Source organism: Bradyrhizobium sp. Ash2021 (assembly GCF_031202265.1).
GTDB lineage: Bacteria > Pseudomonadota > Alphaproteobacteria > Rhizobiales > Xanthobacteraceae > Bradyrhizobium.
The window spans coordinates 7,912,326-7,929,544 of the sequence record NZ_CP100604.1 but is presented as its reverse complement, the minus strand read 5'-3'; the positions used below and the strand labels follow the sequence as shown (position 1 = coordinate 7,929,544).

Below are 17,219 nucleotides of genomic sequence, written 5' to 3'. Positions count from 1 at the left end.
AAAGCCGATTCCCGCTTTTTTGGATCATGCGTCAGCCGCCGCCATGGCCGTGACCACCGCCGTGACCATGGGCGTGGCCGTGGAAGCGAACACCGCCGAAGCCGCCATAGGCCGCGCGGCAGTAAGGCTTGCCGCCCGGACCGGGCACGGCCGTATTGCCGGGACCACAGTCCCTTCGCGGCACCAGGCCCATCGATACGGCCCCGATCGCCGCACTTCCCATCAATGTCAGCACCACACGACGCGAGCGTTTCATGGTTGCGATCCTGCTTTCTGAGGGTCCGGAGCGGGTGCGAGTTTCCATCACCTCGTGGCGTCGGGGCAAGCAAAAGCGCTCCGTTTCACGGCAACGTGCGGGAAAAAGCTGGTGTGATCAACCGCCGCCGGAAAAATGCGCGGCAAAGCTGTGCGCAAACGAGCCGAAGCCGCCGCGCGTCACCCCGCCCGAGCCGGAATCGGAGCCGCCCGATGACGCATGGCTCGAGGTGGAATCGCCCGAGAAGAAACTGCTGCGGGAGGAGTAGCCTCCGCCACCCGAGCCACCGGATGAGGATCCCCGCGGGGGACATTCGGCGTTCATTTGCGGGATCGCCGGACCCGCCATTCCCGGAGAAGATGGCCGGCAATTCTCGTTTGGCATCAGCGCGTAGGCGCCGCCGCCGATCGCGAGCGTGCCCATCATGAGCAGCCCGACGTGTCCGGAACGCTTCAACGGTGGCTGCGGGCCCGGCCGCGCCACAACCGGCCGGCGTTTCCCGAATTCCTTGTTCGGAGACTTATCCATGGTCAGTAGATCATGCAGGCGGCGTTGAGCGCGCCCGCGGCCAGCGAGGAAAGTCCGAGCCAGATCGCGGCCGCAAGTTCGCCCGCAGCGATCCGCGCCGACAGGTTCGGCACCGGTATCTTGACGATGTAATAGACGATGATCTGGACCATCAGCGCGATCGTGCTCCAGATCAGGCAATCCCAGACATTGGCGGCGTGGGCGATGGCGCTGACCACCGGCAGCACGAAGCCGAGCAGGCTGAGCCCCAGGGCGATCGCCGCCGCCGGGTCATTCTCCCGGATCAGCTTGAATTCATCGTGCGGCGTGACGCGGGTGTAGACGAAGAGATAGGCGACGACGGCGACAAGCGCCGTGCAGAAATAGACCAGGAACGCCGGCAGCCCGGCGAGCGATTGTAGGATCATTGAGGGCGCCCCGACTCGTCCCGCTTCGCAGCAGCATAGCGCATTGGTCGATGGACGCGAAGCGCTGGTTCAATTTCGAAAGATCGATGGCCTTTCGATCCTCACGCCGCCGCAACGAACGGCCCGTGTCTGTGATCGGCTTCACAGAGAATCCCGGAATGGTCGTCTATAACGCATGCAACCTGCAGTGTTATTCGAATTGGATGACCGACGGATTCCAGCCCTGACATTTTGGAGGAGAGCGACGATGAGACGATCGATCAATACCGCACTCGTTTGTGGTTTATTTCTTCTCCCCCATCTCCCGGCTGCGGCGCAGTCGACGCCGAATCCGGCGATGACGGCGCCGGATCAGGTGGCCTGGCAGCTCTTCATCCAGGCCAATACCCGGGCCGGCGGCAGCAACTCGACATTCGAGACCTGGGCGAGCGACAGCGACACGTTCAAGCCCACCCCGCAATTCCCGACCGGCGCGACGCCGCCGGCATTGCGGCGGCCGATCCTGCCGGCGCTCGCGCGCGAGGGCGTGCAGCAAAGCGGCGGACTGCTTCCCGCGTTGCCGCCCGGCATCGCGCAGGGCGCCACCGAAGAAACCCGCCACAACAAGGCGACGTTCGACTTCATCGTGCAAAACAACCTCTACAAGGTCTCCGGCCTCAAGGCCGCGTTCGGCAAGAATTTGCAGTTCCCGATCGACTCCACGGAGGTCAAGGCGAACTGGATGGCGGTCAGCGATATTCCAGCCTTCACCAATAACCGGGTCACGCTCGCGCAGGTGCCGCAACTCTACCACGTCAACAGCTCCGGCGGCGTCCAGTATGCGATGGTGGCGATGCACGTCATCAGCAAGCTGGTGCCGAACTGGACCTGGGCGACCTTCGAGCACAAGCTCAACCCGGCCAGGTGCGATATCCTCGGCTGCAAGGATGCGTTCGGGGCGCAGACGGCGTTCGTGGCCTCGAACCCCGTCGCTGGCCAGGGTTATCCCGATTGCACCAAGACGCAGGCACTGACCGCCATGCTGGCCAACGCGGACATCGATCCCGTCTATTCGAATTATTGCCTCAAGGGCTCGCAGACCGACTTTGTCGATAATGTCGGTCTCGATATTCGCGTGGGCAATTCCGTGACCGAGGACACCTTCGTGGCCACCGCATCATGCATGACCTGCCACGGCCGGGCCGTGTTCGACAAAACCGGCAAACCGACATCGGTCGCCGGATTCCTCTCGTTCACCGCCAACGGTCCGATCGGTCCGATCGGCCCGTTGCTGCCCGCATGGTACTGGACCTTCAACAGCCAGCCGCCGATTTTCGAAGGCAAGCCCGGCCTCAGCCAACTCACCACCTCGGCCGATTTCGTCTGGTCGATTCCATTATGCGCGATCGACGATACGCAGAATCCGATACCCGCCAGCAATTGCGCCGGAAAATAAAACGGGCTGAAACGTGGGCAGGACCGGGCAAAAGGTAGCGCTCGCCGGCGGTTATCGCGCCGAACCGGAAGGCGCGACTTACGTCGGCGACGTCGACCCGGATCAGCGGATCGTCATTACTGTGCACCTGAAGCGGCGCTCGCCCGACCAATTTCAGCCGGGCAGCGCCGGCGACCTTGCTCGGCTTTCGAAGCCGATCACGCGCCGCGCGCTTTCCGCGCAGCGCCGCCGCACCCACGCCCGGGCGGCGGCGCGGATCAGGAAGCTCGCGAAGGCAAACCACGTCACCGTGCGCAGCTTCGATCTGGCCCAGCGGATCGTGGTGCTGGAAGCAACCGCGCGCACCTTGGCCGAGGTGCTGGGCGCGACGCTGCGGATCTATGATGACGGTCAAAATCGCTTTCGCGCGCGCGTCGGCCAGTTGATGATCCCAAAAGAGATCGCGCCGTGGACCCGTGCCATTCTCGGCTTCGACACGCGGCCGTTTGCGGTGAGGCCGGTGAATGTCGTGCGGCCGCTGGCCGGCGCGGGAGGCGGACCCGGATTGTGGCCGACCGAAGTCGCAGCCCTTTACGGCATCCCGCTGGACCACGACGTGTCGTCGGTCTGCGTCGGCATCATCGCGCTTGGCGGCGGCTATCTTGGCTCCGATCTCGCCAAGGCGCTGGATGGGATGGGGCGGACGGCCCCTCGCATCATCGACAAATCCGTCGTCGTCGACACCCCGGCCGCGGAAGAGGGGTCGGTACCGGCGGCGAACGGCAACAATTTCGGCGGCGGCACGGTATCCGACCAGGAGATCGCGCTCGATCTCCAGATCCTGGCCGGTCTGCTGCCGAAGGCCAGGATCGTGGTCTATTTCGCCGGCAATACCACCCAGAGCCTGGTTGGCGCGATCAATGCGGCGATCTTCGATGACGTCAATCGGCCGCAGGTGCTTTCGGTCAGCTGGGGCAGCGCCGAGAAATTCTGGTCGGATTCGGCGCGCGACGCCATGCAGGCGGTGCTGGCCGATGCGAAACGGCTGCAAGTCACCGTGCTGTTCGCCGCCGGCGATGAACTGGCGACGGGCGGATTGACCGACGGCAGGGCTCACGTCTGGTTCCCCGCTTCCAGCCCCTATGCGCTGAGCTGCGGCGGAACGTCGCCGACGCTGGGTGCCGGCGGGACCGGCATCGGCGCGGAAGCGGTCTGGAACGACGGATCGAGCGGGACCGGCGGCGGAATCAGCGATGCCTTTCCGGTGCCGGCCTACCAATCCGGTCTGGCGCTGCCGCCCTCGGTCAACGACGGCGCCAGGCGGCGGGGCGTCCCCGATGTCGCCGGTGCCGCCGCCGGCACGCCCGGTTATCGCATCGTCCTCAATGGCGCCGAGGTGATCAAGGACGGCACCAGCGCGGTCGCCCCCTTATGGGCAGGCTTGATCGCGATCGCCAACGCCAGGCGCGGCGCGCCGCTCGGCTTCGTCAATTCCACGCTCTATGCCAACCCGTCCTCGTTTCGCCAGATCGACCAGGGCAACAACCGCGTCGGCGGCAAAGGCTATGACGCGGGGCCGGGCTGGAATGCGTGTACGGGATTGGGCGTGCCGAACGGCGCCGACGTCATCGCCGCACTCGCCGCGGCGCCGGTGGCATGACGGCGTTGGACGCGATGACGGCCGAACTACCATGGGCTTTTGTGCTAGTTAATGTTCCTTAAAGTTGCATCGAGAAACTGGTTTTGCTAGGCTAACGACGTTGTGGGAGCAAGCGATGGTTTGGGCTCTCGACAAGCAGGACTCGCCGGCAGCTGGGTCGCCGCGCGAGCAGGTTGCTACGGAAGCTGCCGGGATCGGCACGACCGTCCGCCCGGGCAAGGTGGGCAGCTACGCCCTTCCGCTGAATGACCCTATCGCGCGCAACGACTGGGCCTGGTTCGGCGGGGCGATATTCAACCCGATGCACCGGTTGTGCGGGCAGGTCGAAGTCGAAGACCGATTTTTATGCTGTGACTGAATTTTGGCTCCCGCGCGTTTGCGGCGCGGGCGCAACGGAGTTGCCGCTGAAGTAAGAGATTTTGGCCGAGTGAGGCTGCAATGAGCGTCATTGAATATCAAGATTTCGAGCTAGAGATCAGTTCCGATCCGGCCGGCAGTGGGCCGCAACAATACTATGGCAAGGTGCTGCGGTCGCCGGCCGGGGAAACGCCGCGATGCAAGGTGAAGTTCTGGTTCTCGGAGCCGGGCGCGCTCGCCAAGCTGCGCGGCGATCTGGAAAATGCCGTTCTGGAAATCGACGACAAGAATCGCCATGGCCTCGCCTCGCGCGGGGAAAAAGTCCTGCGCGAGTTTGGACAGGAGGTTTTTCGCAGCATCTTCGTGAATACGCCGTCGATCCAGGATCTTTACGCGCGGAGCAAGAGCAAGGACCTGAGAATCAAGCTACGCATCGAGTCCGCTGAACTGGCCGGACTGCCTTGGGAATATCTCTACGAAGAAAACGAGATGCCAAGCTTTGTCAGCCTTCGGCTGCCGATCGTGCGCTATCTCGAGACGGCGGGACAGGCCGCGCAAATGGGCGTCAAGGGCCCGCTTCGGATTCTCGGCATGATTGCCGATCCGGCGACCGCGGGCTGGCCGAAACTGGACGTCATCAAGGAAAGGGAACGCATCAACAGGGGAACGGACAGGCTGCAGCGTGAAGGGCGTGTCGACTTCCAATGGGTTCCGGGCGGGACCGGAAAAGACCTGATGACCAAGCTGCAGGAAGGCGAGTGGCACATTTTTCATTTCATCGGGCATGGCGGCGTCGAGGAACTGGATGAAGACGGCGGTGCGAGCAGTTTCGACGAGACCGGTTTCATCGTCATGGTCGACGAGGACGGCAAGCCGGTAAAGAAGTTCGCTTCCGATCTCGCGGTGATGCTGACCGGTGCACGCAAATCCCTGCGTCTTATCGTTCTTAACTGCTGCGAGAGCGCCAAGATCAATGTCGGCGACCGGTTCGGAAATCCGGCAATAGGTCTGATGCGGACCGGATGGTTGCCGGCAGTCGTCGCCATGCAGTTTCCGATCACCGATACTGCGGCGATTTCGATGTCGGAGGGATTTTATACCGCCTTGGCGAGTAACAGCCCGGTCGACAATGCGATTACGACGGCACGTCAATTCATCCAGAACGGATCGCGGGTCGAATGGGGAATTCCGGTTCTGTACATGCGTTCGGCCGACGGGAAGATTTTCGACGTCGAACACAACCCGCCCCTTGAAGCGACGGCTGCAGCGGTCAAGCCTTCCAGGGAAGTGCTGCTGCTGCAGCGCGCGGAATTCATGCTCGTCGCCGACGCGGCTTCCGGCTCTTCGGAAGAACTCGAGCAACTGTGCCAACGCGGCCAGGCACTGCTTGCCGGCCTTGAGGGCGACACGGAACTTGCCGCGCGTCTTGCAAAAATCTATCTCGATCTGGGAACCCTGCAACAGCGTCAAAAGCTGATCCCGAAAGCCGCTGCCAGCTTCGCCATGATGCTGAAGCTGGATCCTGCCAGGGCCGAGTATCGCGTACGCCGCGCCAATTTCAACGCGATGGTGGGACTCTACGAAAACGCGTTGGCCGATATTACCGAGGCGATCAAGCTCCAGCCGGACAACCCCGAGTTCTACTGGATCAAGGGCATCATTTGCGGCATGTCTTCGGGTCCCGACAACAGGCGCGGCTTCCTGGATGAGGCGATCAAGGCGTATGGCGTTGCGATCTCGCGGAACGCGCAAGAACCGAAATACCTCGTCTCGCGCGCGAACGCCTATGCGCAGATCAAGAATCCCGAGAACGCGCTGAAGGACATGGACGCGGCGATCGCGCTGGCGCCGGATAACGCGGATTTCATGTCGCAAAGAACGAGAATCGAGCGCCAGGCGAACGCTAGTCAGACAGCGTAAGAGAGGTCAGATGCCCGCCGTGGCTGGCCTGCATTATCGAGCGTAGCCGCGCATAGGAGGCCACTGTGTCGCTTGAAACGCTTCTCGAGGGATTGAACGATCTTGGTACGCATCTGGGCGGACCGCTGATCGTCGTCCTGTTTTATTGGTTCAGGTTCCGTACGCTGAAGGGTACCCGGTCCTACACCACGCGTGCATTGTTCTATTTCGGCGTCACCACCTTCATCATTCCGTTCGTCGTGATCTACGCGTTGCTTCCGGCCAAGCTGTCGCCCCTGGCGGCAATGTGGCTGGCGATCTTCGTTTGGCTGGTACCTGTTATTCCCCTTGCGTGGCGCAACTTTTGTCAGGGCATTGCCGGGATTCCGACCTGTGCGTTCGACCTCCGCGACGAGTTGGCAGGATCCCCCTTCGAACTCAGGCCTGAAGACTGCGACGTCATCCGGCGAAAGTTCGGGCGGATCGGCTACCAGATTGACGATTTTGTCGCCGTGCAATCAACCGCCATCCAGTCTCGCCTGCTGAAGGTCGCCGCCATCATGCACCATCTGGAGCAGTGGTGCGCGAACGGCGAAACGTTCATCGAGCGCAACTCCGAACATTATGCCGAGCTGCTGCGCGTCTTTGACCTGGTTTCGTTCAAGGCGGTTCGCACGCTCAAGAGCAGCGCGGCAGTCTACGGGGCGATCATGCATGAGGGCAAAGTTGAGCCCGACGACTGGCACGCACTCGACACGCTTGCCGCGCAAGACAGTCCGAGCAATCAACTTCAGCTGGCGGCCCAGAACGCGGCGGGAGGCATGCTGGAGGATTTGCGCAAGGACCTGGATTTTATGCTCGACAATCTGTTGCTGTTCATTGCGCGTGCCGCATTGGCGGGGGAGGGGGATTTTGCCGGCCGCAAACGCCGGCTGGAAGCAATCGGATTCACGATGAAGGCGCCGCCACCCGGCATCATGTGGACCGTGGCGACCGCGGTGGCGGTGACGGTGGCGTGGTCGTTGCTCTGGCTGATCGTCCTGCGCGGTAAGATTGATATCCCGGGCGCCTTCGGCATCGCCCGCACATTAACGGTCACGCCGGTGGAATTCATCGTCACTTTCTGGCTGGTCCATCATCTCAAGCGTCAATACGCGTTCGCAAACGAGGGTATCTTCGGTCGAGCTCCGATCGGGTTTATCCTGTCGGCCGGTCTTTTGGTCGTGCTGCCGATTCTGCCGCTTCAGGTCTATTTCGACTACAATCAGTTTTACGACCGAAACTTCTGGCAGGTGGTTTTGGGCGATCTGCCTGTGTTGCTGTTTCCCTGGAGCATCGGAACGATGACCGCCCTGCTGGTGCAGGATTCGATGTGGAGCAGCTACAAATCCCGGCGGATGAAGCGCGTGCTGGACGGCCTGGTGTTCGGAGCCGGCATGGTGGTGGCGGTGCTGTTGATCTCGGCCATTCACAGGGTGTCGGATATTCCGGTCATGGAGCTGCTGGACCGTACCTCCGCGGTCGTGATGGTCCTGGGCGTGTTCGTTTGCACCTTCGCCTTTGGATTTGTCATCGGATATCTGGTGATCGCCCGGATCCGGGAGAGCTCGTCGTCATCATACGTGGCCGACAAGGCTTTGATGCCAGACCAGGCGCTGGTGCGCGCGTAGCCGCGGCAGCGGTGAGGGGCTGGGACAGCCTCTCCGCAAACGAAAACCCCGCCATTTGCGGCGGGGTCCAGTCGGGAGGAGCGAGCCTCGCGGCGCGCGGAAAACCCTGAGAGATCAGGCGGGGATGCGTTCTTCGACTTCGTGCGGCTCGCGCAGCACATAGCCGCGGCCCCACACGGTCTCGATGAAGTTCCGGCCTTCGGAAGCGTTCGCCAGCTTCTTGCGCAGCTTGCAGATGAAGACGTCGATGATCTTCAGCTCCGGCTCGTCCATGCCGCCATAGAGATGGTTGAGGAACATTTCCTTGGTGAGGGTGGTGCCCTTGCGGAGCGAGAGCAGCTCCAGCATCTGGTATTCCTTGCCCGTCAGATGCACGCGCTGGCCGCCGACCTCGACCGTCTTGGTGTCGAGATTGACCACGAGGTCGCCGGTCTGGATCACCGACTGGGCGTGGCCCTTGGAGCGGCGCACGATCGCATGGATGCGCGCAACCAGTTCGTCCTTGTGGAAGGGCTTGGTCATGTAGTCGTCGGCGCCGACGCCGAGACCTTTGACCTTGTCCTCGATCCCGGCGAGGCCGGAGAGGATCAGAATGGGGGTCTTGATCTTCGACACCCGAAGCTGCTTCAGCACGTCATAGCCGGACATGTCGGGCAAATTGAGGTCGAGAAGGATAATGTCGTAGTCGTAAAGCTTACCGAGATCGACGCCTTCTTCCCCGAGGTCCGTCGTATAGACGTTGAAACTCTCGGATTTAAGCATCAATTCGATCGACTGCGCGACGGCGCTGTCATCTTCTATCAGCAAAACGCGCATGCCAGTCCCCTATAGTCGCCGCTCCGGGCGTCAGGTCGGCCGCACTTGCGGCACTCAAAACGCCTTTGAACAACTGATTCGGATCCTGACCGGATATGGTTAACAAAAACTGATTCCTGTTCGCAAGCTCTAACCGTGCAATTTTTGTCGAATCGCCATAAGATATTGCGTCGAAGCAGCTTTTCTTATCCGTTCTCGTTCAGGTTCCACTTTAAGAGGCGGGCCTAACCGACTCCCCCGACTCATCCTTCTTCTGATGGACGAGCGTTCTCAGTCACCAAAGACAGTGACGTAATGATTAACGATGCGGGTAAACACGAGGTTAAGCGCCCCGTTCAAAAAAGCGGAAACTTAAGGTTTTCGCAATGAAGGCGCTCGCGGAGCAGATCGGCGACATCGACGGCGTCAATATATATGGCCGCGTGGTCGGCGTGCGCGGGCTGATGGTCGAGATCGCCGGACCCATCCATGCGATGTCGGTCGGCGCGCGCATCGTGATCGACACCGGCGGCAACCGCTTCATCCCCGCCGAGGTGATCGGCTTTAGTGGCAACAATGCTGTCGTGATGCCGTTCGCGGGCCTCGAAGGTGTCCGGCGCGGCTGCCGCGCGGTGATCGCCAATGCCGCCAGTCAAGTGCGGCCGTCGCCGTACTGGCTCGGCCGCGTCATCAACGCCATGGGTGAACCGATCGACGGCAAGGGGCCATTGGCGCAGGGCCCGTCGCCGATGCCCTATCGCAACTCGCCGCCGCCGGCGCATTCGCGCCAGCGCGTCGGCGCGCCGCTCGATCTTGGCGTGCGGGCGCTGAATACCTTCCTGACTTGCTGCCGCGGTCAGCGGCTCGGCATCTTCGCCGGTTCCGGTGTCGGCAAATCGGTGCTGCTGTCGATGCTGGCGCGCAACGTCGATGCGGACATTACGGTCATTGGCCTGATCGGCGAACGCGGCCGCGAGGTGCAGGAATTTTTGCAGGACGACCTCGGCGATGAAGGCCTGGCGCGCTCGGTGGTGGTGGTCGCGACATCAGACGAGCCGGCCTTGATGCGGCGGCAGGCGGCTTATCTGACCCTGGCAATCGCGGAATATTTTCGCGACGAAGGCAAGGACGTGCTGTGCCTGATGGACTCGGTGACGCGGTTTGCGATGGCGCAGCGCGAGATCGGGTTGTCGGCCGGCGAGCCGCCGACCGCCAAGGGCTACACGCCGACCGTGTTCACCGAATTGCCGAAGCTTCTGGAGCGGGCCGGACCGGGCACCAGCGCCGGCACTATCACCGGTATCTTTACCGTGCTGGTCGATGGCGACGACCACAATGAGCCGATTGCGGATGCGGTGCGCGGCATCTTGGATGGCCACGTCATGATGCAGCGATCGATCGCCGAGCGCGGACGGTTTCCGGCAATCAACGTCCTCAAATCGGTCTCCCGGACCATGCCGAAATCGGCCGACCCGGCCTATCTGCCCGTCATCACCAAGGCGCGGCAGGTGATGGCGACCTATGCCGATATGGAGGAACTGATCCGGCTCGGGGCCTATCGGGCAGGTTCCAGCGTCGAGGTCGACGAGGCGATCCGGCTGCACGAGCCGCTGGAGGGGTTCCTTCGCCAGGCCAAGGAGGAAAACGCCAGCCTGGGCACCGGTTACCAGCAACTAGCGCAGATCCTCGCGAATTTGGAAACGGAACGCTAACTTTGTCAGGCCATCATCCCCGGCGCACCATTAGCTATGCCGGCGGGGCCCTCGGGGGGAGCCGGCTTTGTCCCGCGTTCAAAATGGGACTTCTGGGGAGTATGAGTCGATGAAGTCACGTGAAACGCTGATCCGCCTGAAGAAATTTCAGGTCGATGAAAAGCGCCGAAGGGTCACCCAGATCGAAGGCATGATTGCCGACTTTCAGCGGATGTCGGTCGACCTCGAGCGCGAAATCCAGACCGAACAGGACCGGGCCGGGATCAACGATCCCACCCATTTCGCCTACCCGACCTATGCCAAGGCGGCGATCCAGCGGCGGGAGAATCTGACCCGCTCCGCCGACGAACTGCGCATCCAGCTCGAAGACGCCAAGAGCCTGCTGAGCGAAGCCTTCGAGGAGCTCAAGAAGGTCGAACTGCTGGACGAGCGTGATCAGGCGCGCGAGCGCGCCGAAGAAAACGCCCGGGAGCAGGCCGACATGGACAGTATCGGCCTGATGCGCGCCCGCATCGGCGCCATCGCCTGACGCCTCCGCGCCAATCCGAATATTCAATCGAAAGCCCGGGCCCCAAGGCCCGGGTTTTTAGTTTGATAATGCCCCTCCGTCCGGCGAGTTGGTGGCCGATTTGGAGCAGGGTATGCTACCAAGGATTCTCGACACCTCCCGGCGTAACAAGCGATGGGGGATCGCGATTGGGGGACGCTGAATGCTGACGCCAGCTGAGCTGGTCTGGCTGATTGCCGCTGTTGCCAAGGGGGATGAAGCCGCTTTTGAGCGGCTTTACGCCGCCACGCGCGCGAAACTCTTCGGCGTGGTGCTTCGTATCTTGCGGCGACAGGATCTAGCGGAGGAGGTCATTCAGGAGACTTACGTCAAGATCTGGAACAGTGCCGGACAGTTCAATCCGGCGCTTGCTTCGCCGATTACATGGATGGCGTCGATCGCGCGCAACCGCGCCATCGACGTGGTGCGCAAGCGCAGTGAAACCTCGATCGAGGAGGAGCCGACGGCGATGGAAGTGGCCGCCGATTCGCCGGATCCGTTGGCGCGCCGCGAGATGACGGAAGAGTTGAAGCGGTTGCTGGAGTGCGTCGGCCGCCTGGAGCCGGATCGGCAGAAGCTGGTGCTGCTGGCCTATTACAACGGCTGGAGCCGCGAGCAGCTGGCCGCGAAGTTCGAGACGCCCGTGAATACGGTGAAGACCTGGCTGCGCCGCAGCATGATGGATATCCGGGAGTGTCTCGGGCTTTGAAGGTTCTTGGACTCTGAATGATGGCCTATAGCGAAGATCATATCGCGCTCGCCGCGGAATACGCCCTCGGCACCCTCGATGCCGACGAACGCGCGCAGGTCGAGACCATGATGGCCGTCGACACCGAATTCACCGCCATCGTCCGCGCGTGGGAGCACCGGCTCGGCGCGCTCAACCAGATGGTCGGATCGGTCGAGCCGCGGCCGATCGTCTGGGAGAACATTCGCGCCACCGTTGGACACGCCGAGCCGCAGACGCCGATGGTGCTGCCGGAAGCGCCGCCGCCGCCGGCAGCACCCGTCGTCGCCGAACAGCCTGCCGCCGCCGTCGAGTCCGCTCCCGTCGCGGACAATTCGAACGTGATCCAGTTGGCAAGCCGGGAGCGGCGGTGGCGCAATATCGCGTCCTTTGCCAGCGCAATCGCGGCGGCGCTGATCGCGATGCTCGCGGTGCAGGTCTTCCAGCCGGACCTGCTGCCCGAGGGCCTTCGCCCGAAAGCGCGCACGCAGGTGGTCGAGGTAAAGACCCAGGTTCCGCCGGCACCGCCGTCGGCGCAATATGTCGCGCTGCTGCAGCCAAACGGCGGGGCGCCCGCGTTCATTCTGACGCTCGACGCCGCCACCATGAATTTCACCGTGCGCAAGGTCGGCGCCGCCGCCGAGCCCGGCAAGAGCTTTGAGCTCTGGCTGATCTCCGACAAGCTGCCGCAACCGCGTTCGCTCGGCGTGATCGGGGCTGCCGATTTTACCGCGCGGCCGGTGCTGGCGTCCTACGATGCCAATACCGTCAACACCGCGACCTATGCGGTGACGGTCGAGCAGGAGGGCGGATCGCCCGATGGCAGGCCGCACTCGGCGCCGGTGTATACCGGCAAGCTGATCGAGACCGTGCCGGCGCGCTGAGTTCCTGACCCCCCAAAGAGAAAACGCCCGTGGGGAGCGGGCGTTTTCGGTAGTCAACTTGGGGTAGTTGGGGTCTTATATATCCACGTTGGCGACTTTGGGGGGCTATTAAAGAGCCAGCGTGAATTGGTGAATTCCGTAGGTCCTCTTAGCGTACGAGTGAATTGTTCGAACTGGTGACCGCGACCGGCTTGCCGGCCTTCATCACCCGCGCCGTCTGGGTATAGCCTTCGTCCGAACCGGTGTAGCGCGCCGAGATGCTGACGCCAGCGACCAGGATACCCGCGAAGAGGGCAACGACCACGATCTTGAGATGGGTCATGCGGTCCGCGCTGTAGAACGAATGGTTCATGGAAGTCTCCTGCCGCCTTCCTGCGTTGAGTCTTCGTCGATCTCGTTCGCAGGCAGGTTCAACACCTCACGTCAAGGAACGTAGGGATTCCTCTTTTAGTTCCACAGAGGCGATCACAAGGCGGTGAAAAGACTTGAACGGGCGCGATTGAGGAAATCACGCACAACGCGAATATCAAGTTTTATATAATCATTTCAATTAGTTAAATGCGTCGAAGGCGAGTGGTCGAAACCACCCGCCCCACTGGCTCCCCCGACAAACCATTTGCCTGTGGCGAATAAGTCTCGCCGCCGGCGCTTGATTTGCCGCCAGCCCTAGACACTGCCGACCGTTTTCAGCCGCGCCCGCGGGTGGATTTCCGCCTGCGACAGCACGGTCGTCTGCGAGCGGAAGCGCTCGACCAGCGACCGCACGAACGGGCGGATCGAAGCCGAGGTCACCAGCACCGGCGCCTCGCCCTCGCGGGCGGCCTGCTCAAAGGCGTTCCGCACCGCGGTCATGAACTCCGACAGCTTTGACGGCTGCATCGCGAGGCTGCGATCGTCGCCGGTGCCGACCAGCGACTCGGCAAAGGCCTGCTCCCATTTGGCCGACAGCGCGATCAGCGGCAGATAGCCGTTGTGGGAGGTGTTTTGCGCGCAGATCTGCCGCGCCAGCCGGGCGCGGACGTGCTCGACCATGGTGGCGGGACTGCGCGAGAACGCCAGCGCATCGGCAATGCCTTCGAGGATGGTGGAGAGGTCGCGGATCGAGATGCGTTCGGCCAGCAGCAATTGCAGCACGCGCTGGATGCCCGATATCGTGACCTGGCTCGGCACGATATCCTTGACCAGTTCGCCCTGTTCCTTCGGCAGGTCCTTCAACAGCTTCTGCACCTCGCCGTAGGACAGCAAGTCGCTCATGTTGTTCTTGAGCAACTCGGTCAGATGGGTCGACAGCACGGTGGCGGCGTCGACCACCGTATACCCCTTCAGCGAGGCTTCCTCCTTCAGGCTGGCATCGACCCAGGTGGCGGGCAGACCAAAGGTCGGCTCGATGGTGTGGATGCCGGGCATGCCGACCTGGTTGCCGGCGGGATCCATGACCATGAACTGGTTCGGCCAGATCTTGCCGGAGCCTGCGTCCACTTCCTTGATCTTGATGATGTAGGTATTGGCCTCGAGCTGCACATTGTCGAGGATGCGCACCGCCGGCATCACAAACCCCATTTCGACCGCGAGCGAACGGCGCAGCGCCTTGATCTGCTCGGTCAGCCGATCGGTGCCGTCGGGGCCGTTGACCAGCGGCAGCAGCGCATAGCCGAGTTCGATCTTGAGATCGTCGATCTTGAGCGAGTTCGAGATCGGCTCTTCCGCCGCGGCACTGGCCGCTGCCGCCGCTGCCGCCGGCGCATTCGCCTCGGCCGCCGCCGCAGCCCGGGTGGAGCGGTTGTGGTTGCGCGCCTTCCAGGCCAGCGCAGCCGCGCCGCCGCCGAGCGCCAGGAAGGGGAGCATCGGAATGCCCGGCAGCAGCGCCAGCACCAGCATCACGCCGGCCGACATGCCGAGCGCCTGCGGATAGCCCGAGAGCTGCCGGATCAGCGCCTTGTCGGCGGCGCCGCTGATGCCGGCCTTGGAGACCAGCAAGCCCGCCGCGGTGGAGACGATCAGCGCCGGCACCTGCGTGACCAGGCCGTCGCCGACGGTCAGCACGGTGTAGGTCTTGGCGGCTTCGCCGAACGAGAGGCCCTGCTGGGCGACGCCGATGATGATGCCGCCGATCACGTTGATGAAAACGATCAGGAGGCCGGCGACCGCGTCGCCGCGGACGAATTTCGAGGCGCCGTCCATGGCGCCGAAGAAGCCGCTTTCGTCCTCCAGCGCCTTGCGGCGCTCTTTTGCGACCTTCTCGTCGATCAGGCCGGCGGACAGGTCGGCGTCGATCGCCATCTGCTTGCCGGGCATCGAGTCCAGTTGAAAGCGCGCTGCTACTTCGGCGATGCGGCCCGAACCCTTGGTGATGACGACGAAGTTCACGATCACCAGGATCGCAAACACGATAATTCCGATCACGAAATTACCGCTCATTACGAAATTGCCGAACGCCTCGATGACGTGGCCGGCCGCCGCCGTCCCTTCATGGCCGTGCGCCAGGATCAGCCGCGTCGAGGCCATGTTGAGCGACAGCCGCAGCATGGTCGAGATCAGCAGGATGGTCGGGAACGAGGAGAATTCCAGCGGCGCCTGGATGAACAGCGACGTCATCAGGATCAGGATCGACACCGTGATCGAGATCGCCAGAAACAGGTCGAGCACGATCGAGGGCAGCGGCAGGATCAGCACCACCAGGATGGTGAGAACGCCGAACGCCAGCGCCAGATCGCCGCGCCGCAGGATGTCGCCGATTTCACTTAAACTGGGAAACTTGTTGCTGGCGGCTGCGCCCTGACCAGCGGTGACATCGACCATGGTAGCTGCTTCCCCCCGCGAATGCCGGCTGCGGGCGCCAAACGTCTGCGCGGCGGCCGATAGACCACCGTTTCGAAAGTGAGGCACCGCATTGGCGTCCACGGGGGTACTCCCGTCTCTCGCGCGACCGACGACACTCGACTTCACTCGGCAATTTTTGCCGTGTGTATGGTTAGCAAAGGGTTAATTTCCAGCGTCATTCCGGGATGGTCCGAAGGACCAGACCTCAGATGCGCAATTGCGCATCGGGGAATCTCGAAATTGTGGCGCGAGATTCCGGGTTCGATGCTGTCGCATCGCCCCGGAATGACGCTGGATGGCTTCGCCCCACACCCACCGCTGTCATCGCCCGGCTTGACCGGGCGACCCAGTACGCCGCGCCTTCTCGGCTCAAACATCAACCGCCAGCCCCGTCATTGCGAGCGAAGCGAAGCAATCCATTCTTTCTTTGCGTGGCCAAATGGATTGCTTCGCTTCGCTCGCAATGACGACAAAACACACCTCCGCATTCCCGCGGCGCGTTTCGCCCGGGCCTTGCAAATCGTTTCGCCCACAGAGAAGAGGGCGCAGGGAACGCCGGGTGCTTGCTGCACCCGCGGTCTCGCGTGCAAAAAAACAATAGCAAGCGCACACGAGCATACAGGCACAGTCGGAGCATTCCGGCGTCCCTGCGCAATGGTTTTACGGCTTATGCCGTGCTCTCCTCGGCGACGAATTCGTCTTGTCACCGTCATCGGCGGATTGAAGGAATTGCCGCGCCCGGTTGGGCTCGAAAAACCTCCGCCGACTTGACACCAGCAACGGGTGCCAGGACCACACGGTTTTGCCGTACGCTTCAGCGCCGTTCGTCTGTCGCGCCGGCCATTCGCTCACAGGCGTGAAGCCTGCCCTGCGAACCGTAGCCAGGTGAACGACCCGTGGTATCGCGGTCCGAAGTTGGGCGCACCGCAAGGCTCAATCGCCCAGGGCGATACGCTCGACAACACGCTGACCTTCGACCAGCTGCCGTGACCGAGGAGGCCGCCTCGGTTGGCGGCCTCTTTCATTTCCGATGTTTGCGCCGGGATAATTAGAGTTACGGTGACTAAGCGGCGTTGCGGACCGCGAGGCCGCTGGCTGAGTACCCACCTTCTGCATTGACTCATTGTTCATGTTTTGTTCTTAATATGCCTCTCCCGACCTGGAGGCTCCCATGGACAACAGACTTAACGAATTACGACGCAAAATCAAAACTTTACGCCTGGAAATGCTGGACCTGGAAGCGACCACCCGCGGCCAAATCCGGCAAGACCAGGATTGCACGGCCTCAGCCAGTCAGACGATGGCGATGAGGAAGGAATTGGCCGGTCTCGTCCGGCAATGGGGCATTCTCGGCGGCGGCGATCGGCTTCCGACGATCACGGAACGGCTGCGGGAAACCTACCGTCCGGTCGTCAGGCCGAAGCCCGTACCGGAGAAAATGCAAAAGCGCCGGCTCGTCGCCCGAGGCCGCTGATCGGTTACGGTGACAGTGCACTCAATTGACAATCGACAACTAAATGCACTGTCACCGCAGTAACCGGCG

The 17,219-nt window shown here is 62.5% G+C and carries 16 protein-coding genes; 10 read left to right on the top strand and 6 right to left on the bottom strand.

What is annotated here, in order from left to right:
* Positions 1–31 precede the first annotated feature (31 nt).
* The 3 genes from NL528_RS38210 to NL528_RS38200 all read right to left on the bottom strand — a co-directional run bounded on the left by NL528_RS38210 (position 32) and on the right by NL528_RS38200 (position 1,191).
* Entirely contained in the window at positions 32–256 is a 225-nt protein-coding gene (locus NL528_RS38210; RefSeq protein ID WP_309179504.1) for a hypothetical protein, read from the bottom strand.
* A 117-nt stretch (positions 257–373) separates the two neighbouring features.
* Entirely contained in the window at positions 374–784 is a 411-nt protein-coding gene (locus NL528_RS38205; protein WP_309179503.1) for a hypothetical protein, read from the bottom strand.
* Between the two features lie 2 nt (positions 785–786).
* Positions 787–1,191: a DUF350 domain-containing protein gene (locus tag NL528_RS38200; protein ID WP_309179502.1), complete on the bottom strand. Its 405-nt coding sequence runs from the start codon at positions 1,189–1,191 to the stop codon at positions 787–789.
* Positions 1,192–1,438: 247 nt separating this feature from the next.
* Here NL528_RS38200 and NL528_RS38195 point away from each other — a divergent pair, with 247 nt between their 5' ends.
* From NL528_RS38195 to NL528_RS38175, 5 genes are all read left to right on the top strand, one after another.
* A complete protein-coding gene (locus NL528_RS38195) occupies positions 1,439–2,626 on the top strand; it encodes a hypothetical protein (RefSeq protein ID WP_309179501.1) in 1,188 nt (395 codons plus the stop codon).
* A gap of 13 nt (positions 2,627–2,639) precedes the next feature.
* On the top strand, positions 2,640–4,265 hold the full coding sequence (locus NL528_RS38190; RefSeq protein WP_309179500.1) for a S53 family peptidase: 1,626 nt from the start codon (positions 2,640–2,642) through the stop codon (positions 4,263–4,265).
* Between the two features lie 115 nt (positions 4,266–4,380).
* Complete coding sequence (locus tag NL528_RS38185) at positions 4,381–4,623, top strand: hypothetical protein (protein WP_309179499.1); 243 nt, start codon at positions 4,381–4,383, stop codon at positions 4,621–4,623.
* 80 nt (positions 4,624–4,703) lie between these two features.
* Positions 4,704–6,542: a CHAT domain-containing protein gene (locus NL528_RS38180; protein WP_309179498.1), complete on the top strand. Its 1,839-nt coding sequence runs from the start codon at positions 4,704–4,706 to the stop codon at positions 6,540–6,542.
* 251 nt (positions 6,543–6,793) lie between these two features.
* Complete coding sequence (locus NL528_RS38175; RefSeq protein WP_309179497.1) at positions 6,794–8,191, top strand: hypothetical protein; 1,398 nt, start codon at positions 6,794–6,796, stop codon at positions 8,189–8,191.
* A gap of 114 nt (positions 8,192–8,305) precedes the next feature.
* Here NL528_RS38175 and ctrA read toward each other — a convergent pair whose 3' ends face one another.
* Entirely contained in the window at positions 8,306–9,007 is a 702-nt protein-coding gene (gene ctrA, locus NL528_RS38170; protein ID WP_007600544.1) for a response regulator transcription factor CtrA, read from the bottom strand.
* 365 nt (positions 9,008–9,372) lie between these two features.
* On the opposite strand from ctrA, the gene fliI reads away from it, so the two are divergent.
* From fliI to NL528_RS38150, 4 genes are all read left to right on the top strand, one after another.
* The gene (fliI, locus tag NL528_RS38165) at positions 9,373–10,698 is read left to right on the top strand and encodes a flagellar protein export ATPase FliI (protein WP_309179496.1); all 1,326 of its coding nucleotides are present in this window, start codon (positions 9,373–9,375) and stop codon (positions 10,696–10,698) included.
* Positions 10,699–10,807: 109 nt separating this feature from the next.
* Entirely contained in the window at positions 10,808–11,227 is a 420-nt protein-coding gene (gene fliJ / locus NL528_RS38160) for a flagellar export protein FliJ (protein ID WP_074273457.1), read from the top strand.
* Between the two features lie 181 nt (positions 11,228–11,408).
* Positions 11,409–11,954 carry a sigma-70 family RNA polymerase sigma factor gene (locus NL528_RS38155; RefSeq protein WP_074273458.1) on the top strand — a complete coding sequence of 182 codons (546 nt, stop codon included), beginning with the start codon at positions 11,409–11,411 and terminating at the stop codon, positions 11,952–11,954.
* 20 nt (positions 11,955–11,974) lie between these two features.
* Complete coding sequence (locus tag NL528_RS38150) at positions 11,975–12,856, top strand: anti-sigma factor domain-containing protein (RefSeq protein ID WP_309185178.1); 882 nt, start codon at positions 11,975–11,977, stop codon at positions 12,854–12,856.
* Between the two features lie 148 nt (positions 12,857–13,004).
* On the opposite strand, the gene NL528_RS38145 is transcribed toward NL528_RS38150, so the two are convergent.
* Together NL528_RS38145 and flhA are read right to left on the bottom strand one after the other, a co-directional pair.
* Positions 13,005–13,208 carry a hypothetical protein gene (locus tag NL528_RS38145; protein WP_309179495.1) on the bottom strand — a complete coding sequence of 68 codons (204 nt, stop codon included), beginning with the start codon at positions 13,206–13,208 and terminating at the stop codon, positions 13,005–13,007.
* Between the two features lie 314 nt (positions 13,209–13,522).
* On the bottom strand, positions 13,523–15,655 hold the full coding sequence (gene flhA / locus NL528_RS38140; protein ID WP_309179494.1) for a flagellar biosynthesis protein FlhA: 2,133 nt from the start codon (positions 15,653–15,655) through the stop codon (positions 13,523–13,525).
* Positions 15,656–16,847: 1,192 nt separating this feature from the next.
* On the opposite strand from flhA, the gene NL528_RS38135 reads away from it, so the two are divergent.
* Entirely contained in the window at positions 16,848–17,150 is a 303-nt protein-coding gene (locus NL528_RS38135; protein ID WP_309179493.1) for a hypothetical protein, read from the top strand.
* The last annotated feature ends 69 nt before the right edge of the window (positions 17,151–17,219 follow it).

What these genes read in the sequence shown, in the direction of transcription:
- fliI (WP_309179496.1), top strand. Translation starts at nt 9,373, where the DNA reads ATGAAGGCGCTCGCGGAGCAGATCGGCGACATCGACGGCGTCAATATA.
- NL528_RS38210 (WP_309179504.1), bottom strand. Translation starts at nt 256, where the DNA reads ATGAAACGCTCGCGTCGTGTGGTGCTGACATTGATGGGAAGTGCGGCG.
- NL528_RS38200 (WP_309179502.1), bottom strand. Translation starts at nt 1,191, where the DNA reads ATGATCCTACAATCGCTCGCCGGGCTGCCGGCGTTCCTGGTCTATTTC.
- NL528_RS38150 (WP_309185178.1), top strand. Translation starts at nt 11,975, where the DNA reads ATGGCCTATAGCGAAGATCATATCGCGCTCGCCGCGGAATACGCCCTC.
- flhA (WP_309179494.1), bottom strand. Translation starts at nt 15,655, where the DNA reads ATGGTCGATGTCACCGCTGGTCAGGGCGCAGCCGCCAGCAACAAGTTT.
- ctrA (WP_007600544.1), bottom strand. Translation starts at nt 9,007, where the DNA reads ATGCGCGTTTTGCTGATAGAAGATGACAGCGCCGTCGCGCAGTCGATC.
- NL528_RS38145 (WP_309179495.1), bottom strand. Translation starts at nt 13,208, where the DNA reads ATGAACCATTCGTTCTACAGCGCGGACCGCATGACCCATCTCAAGATC.
- fliJ (WP_074273457.1), top strand. Translation starts at nt 10,808, where the DNA reads ATGAAGTCACGTGAAACGCTGATCCGCCTGAAGAAATTTCAGGTCGAT.
- NL528_RS38180 (WP_309179498.1), top strand. Translation starts at nt 4,704, where the DNA reads ATGAGCGTCATTGAATATCAAGATTTCGAGCTAGAGATCAGTTCCGAT.
- NL528_RS38195 (WP_309179501.1), top strand. Translation starts at nt 1,439, where the DNA reads ATGAGACGATCGATCAATACCGCACTCGTTTGTGGTTTATTTCTTCTC.
- NL528_RS38205 (WP_309179503.1), bottom strand. Translation starts at nt 784, where the DNA reads ATGGATAAGTCTCCGAACAAGGAATTCGGGAAACGCCGGCCGGTTGTG.
- NL528_RS38155 (WP_074273458.1), top strand. Translation starts at nt 11,409, where the DNA reads ATGCTGACGCCAGCTGAGCTGGTCTGGCTGATTGCCGCTGTTGCCAAG.
- NL528_RS38185 (WP_309179499.1), top strand. Translation starts at nt 4,381, where the DNA reads ATGGTTTGGGCTCTCGACAAGCAGGACTCGCCGGCAGCTGGGTCGCCG.
- NL528_RS38135 (WP_309179493.1), top strand. Translation starts at nt 16,848, where the DNA reads ATGGACAACAGACTTAACGAATTACGACGCAAAATCAAAACTTTACGC.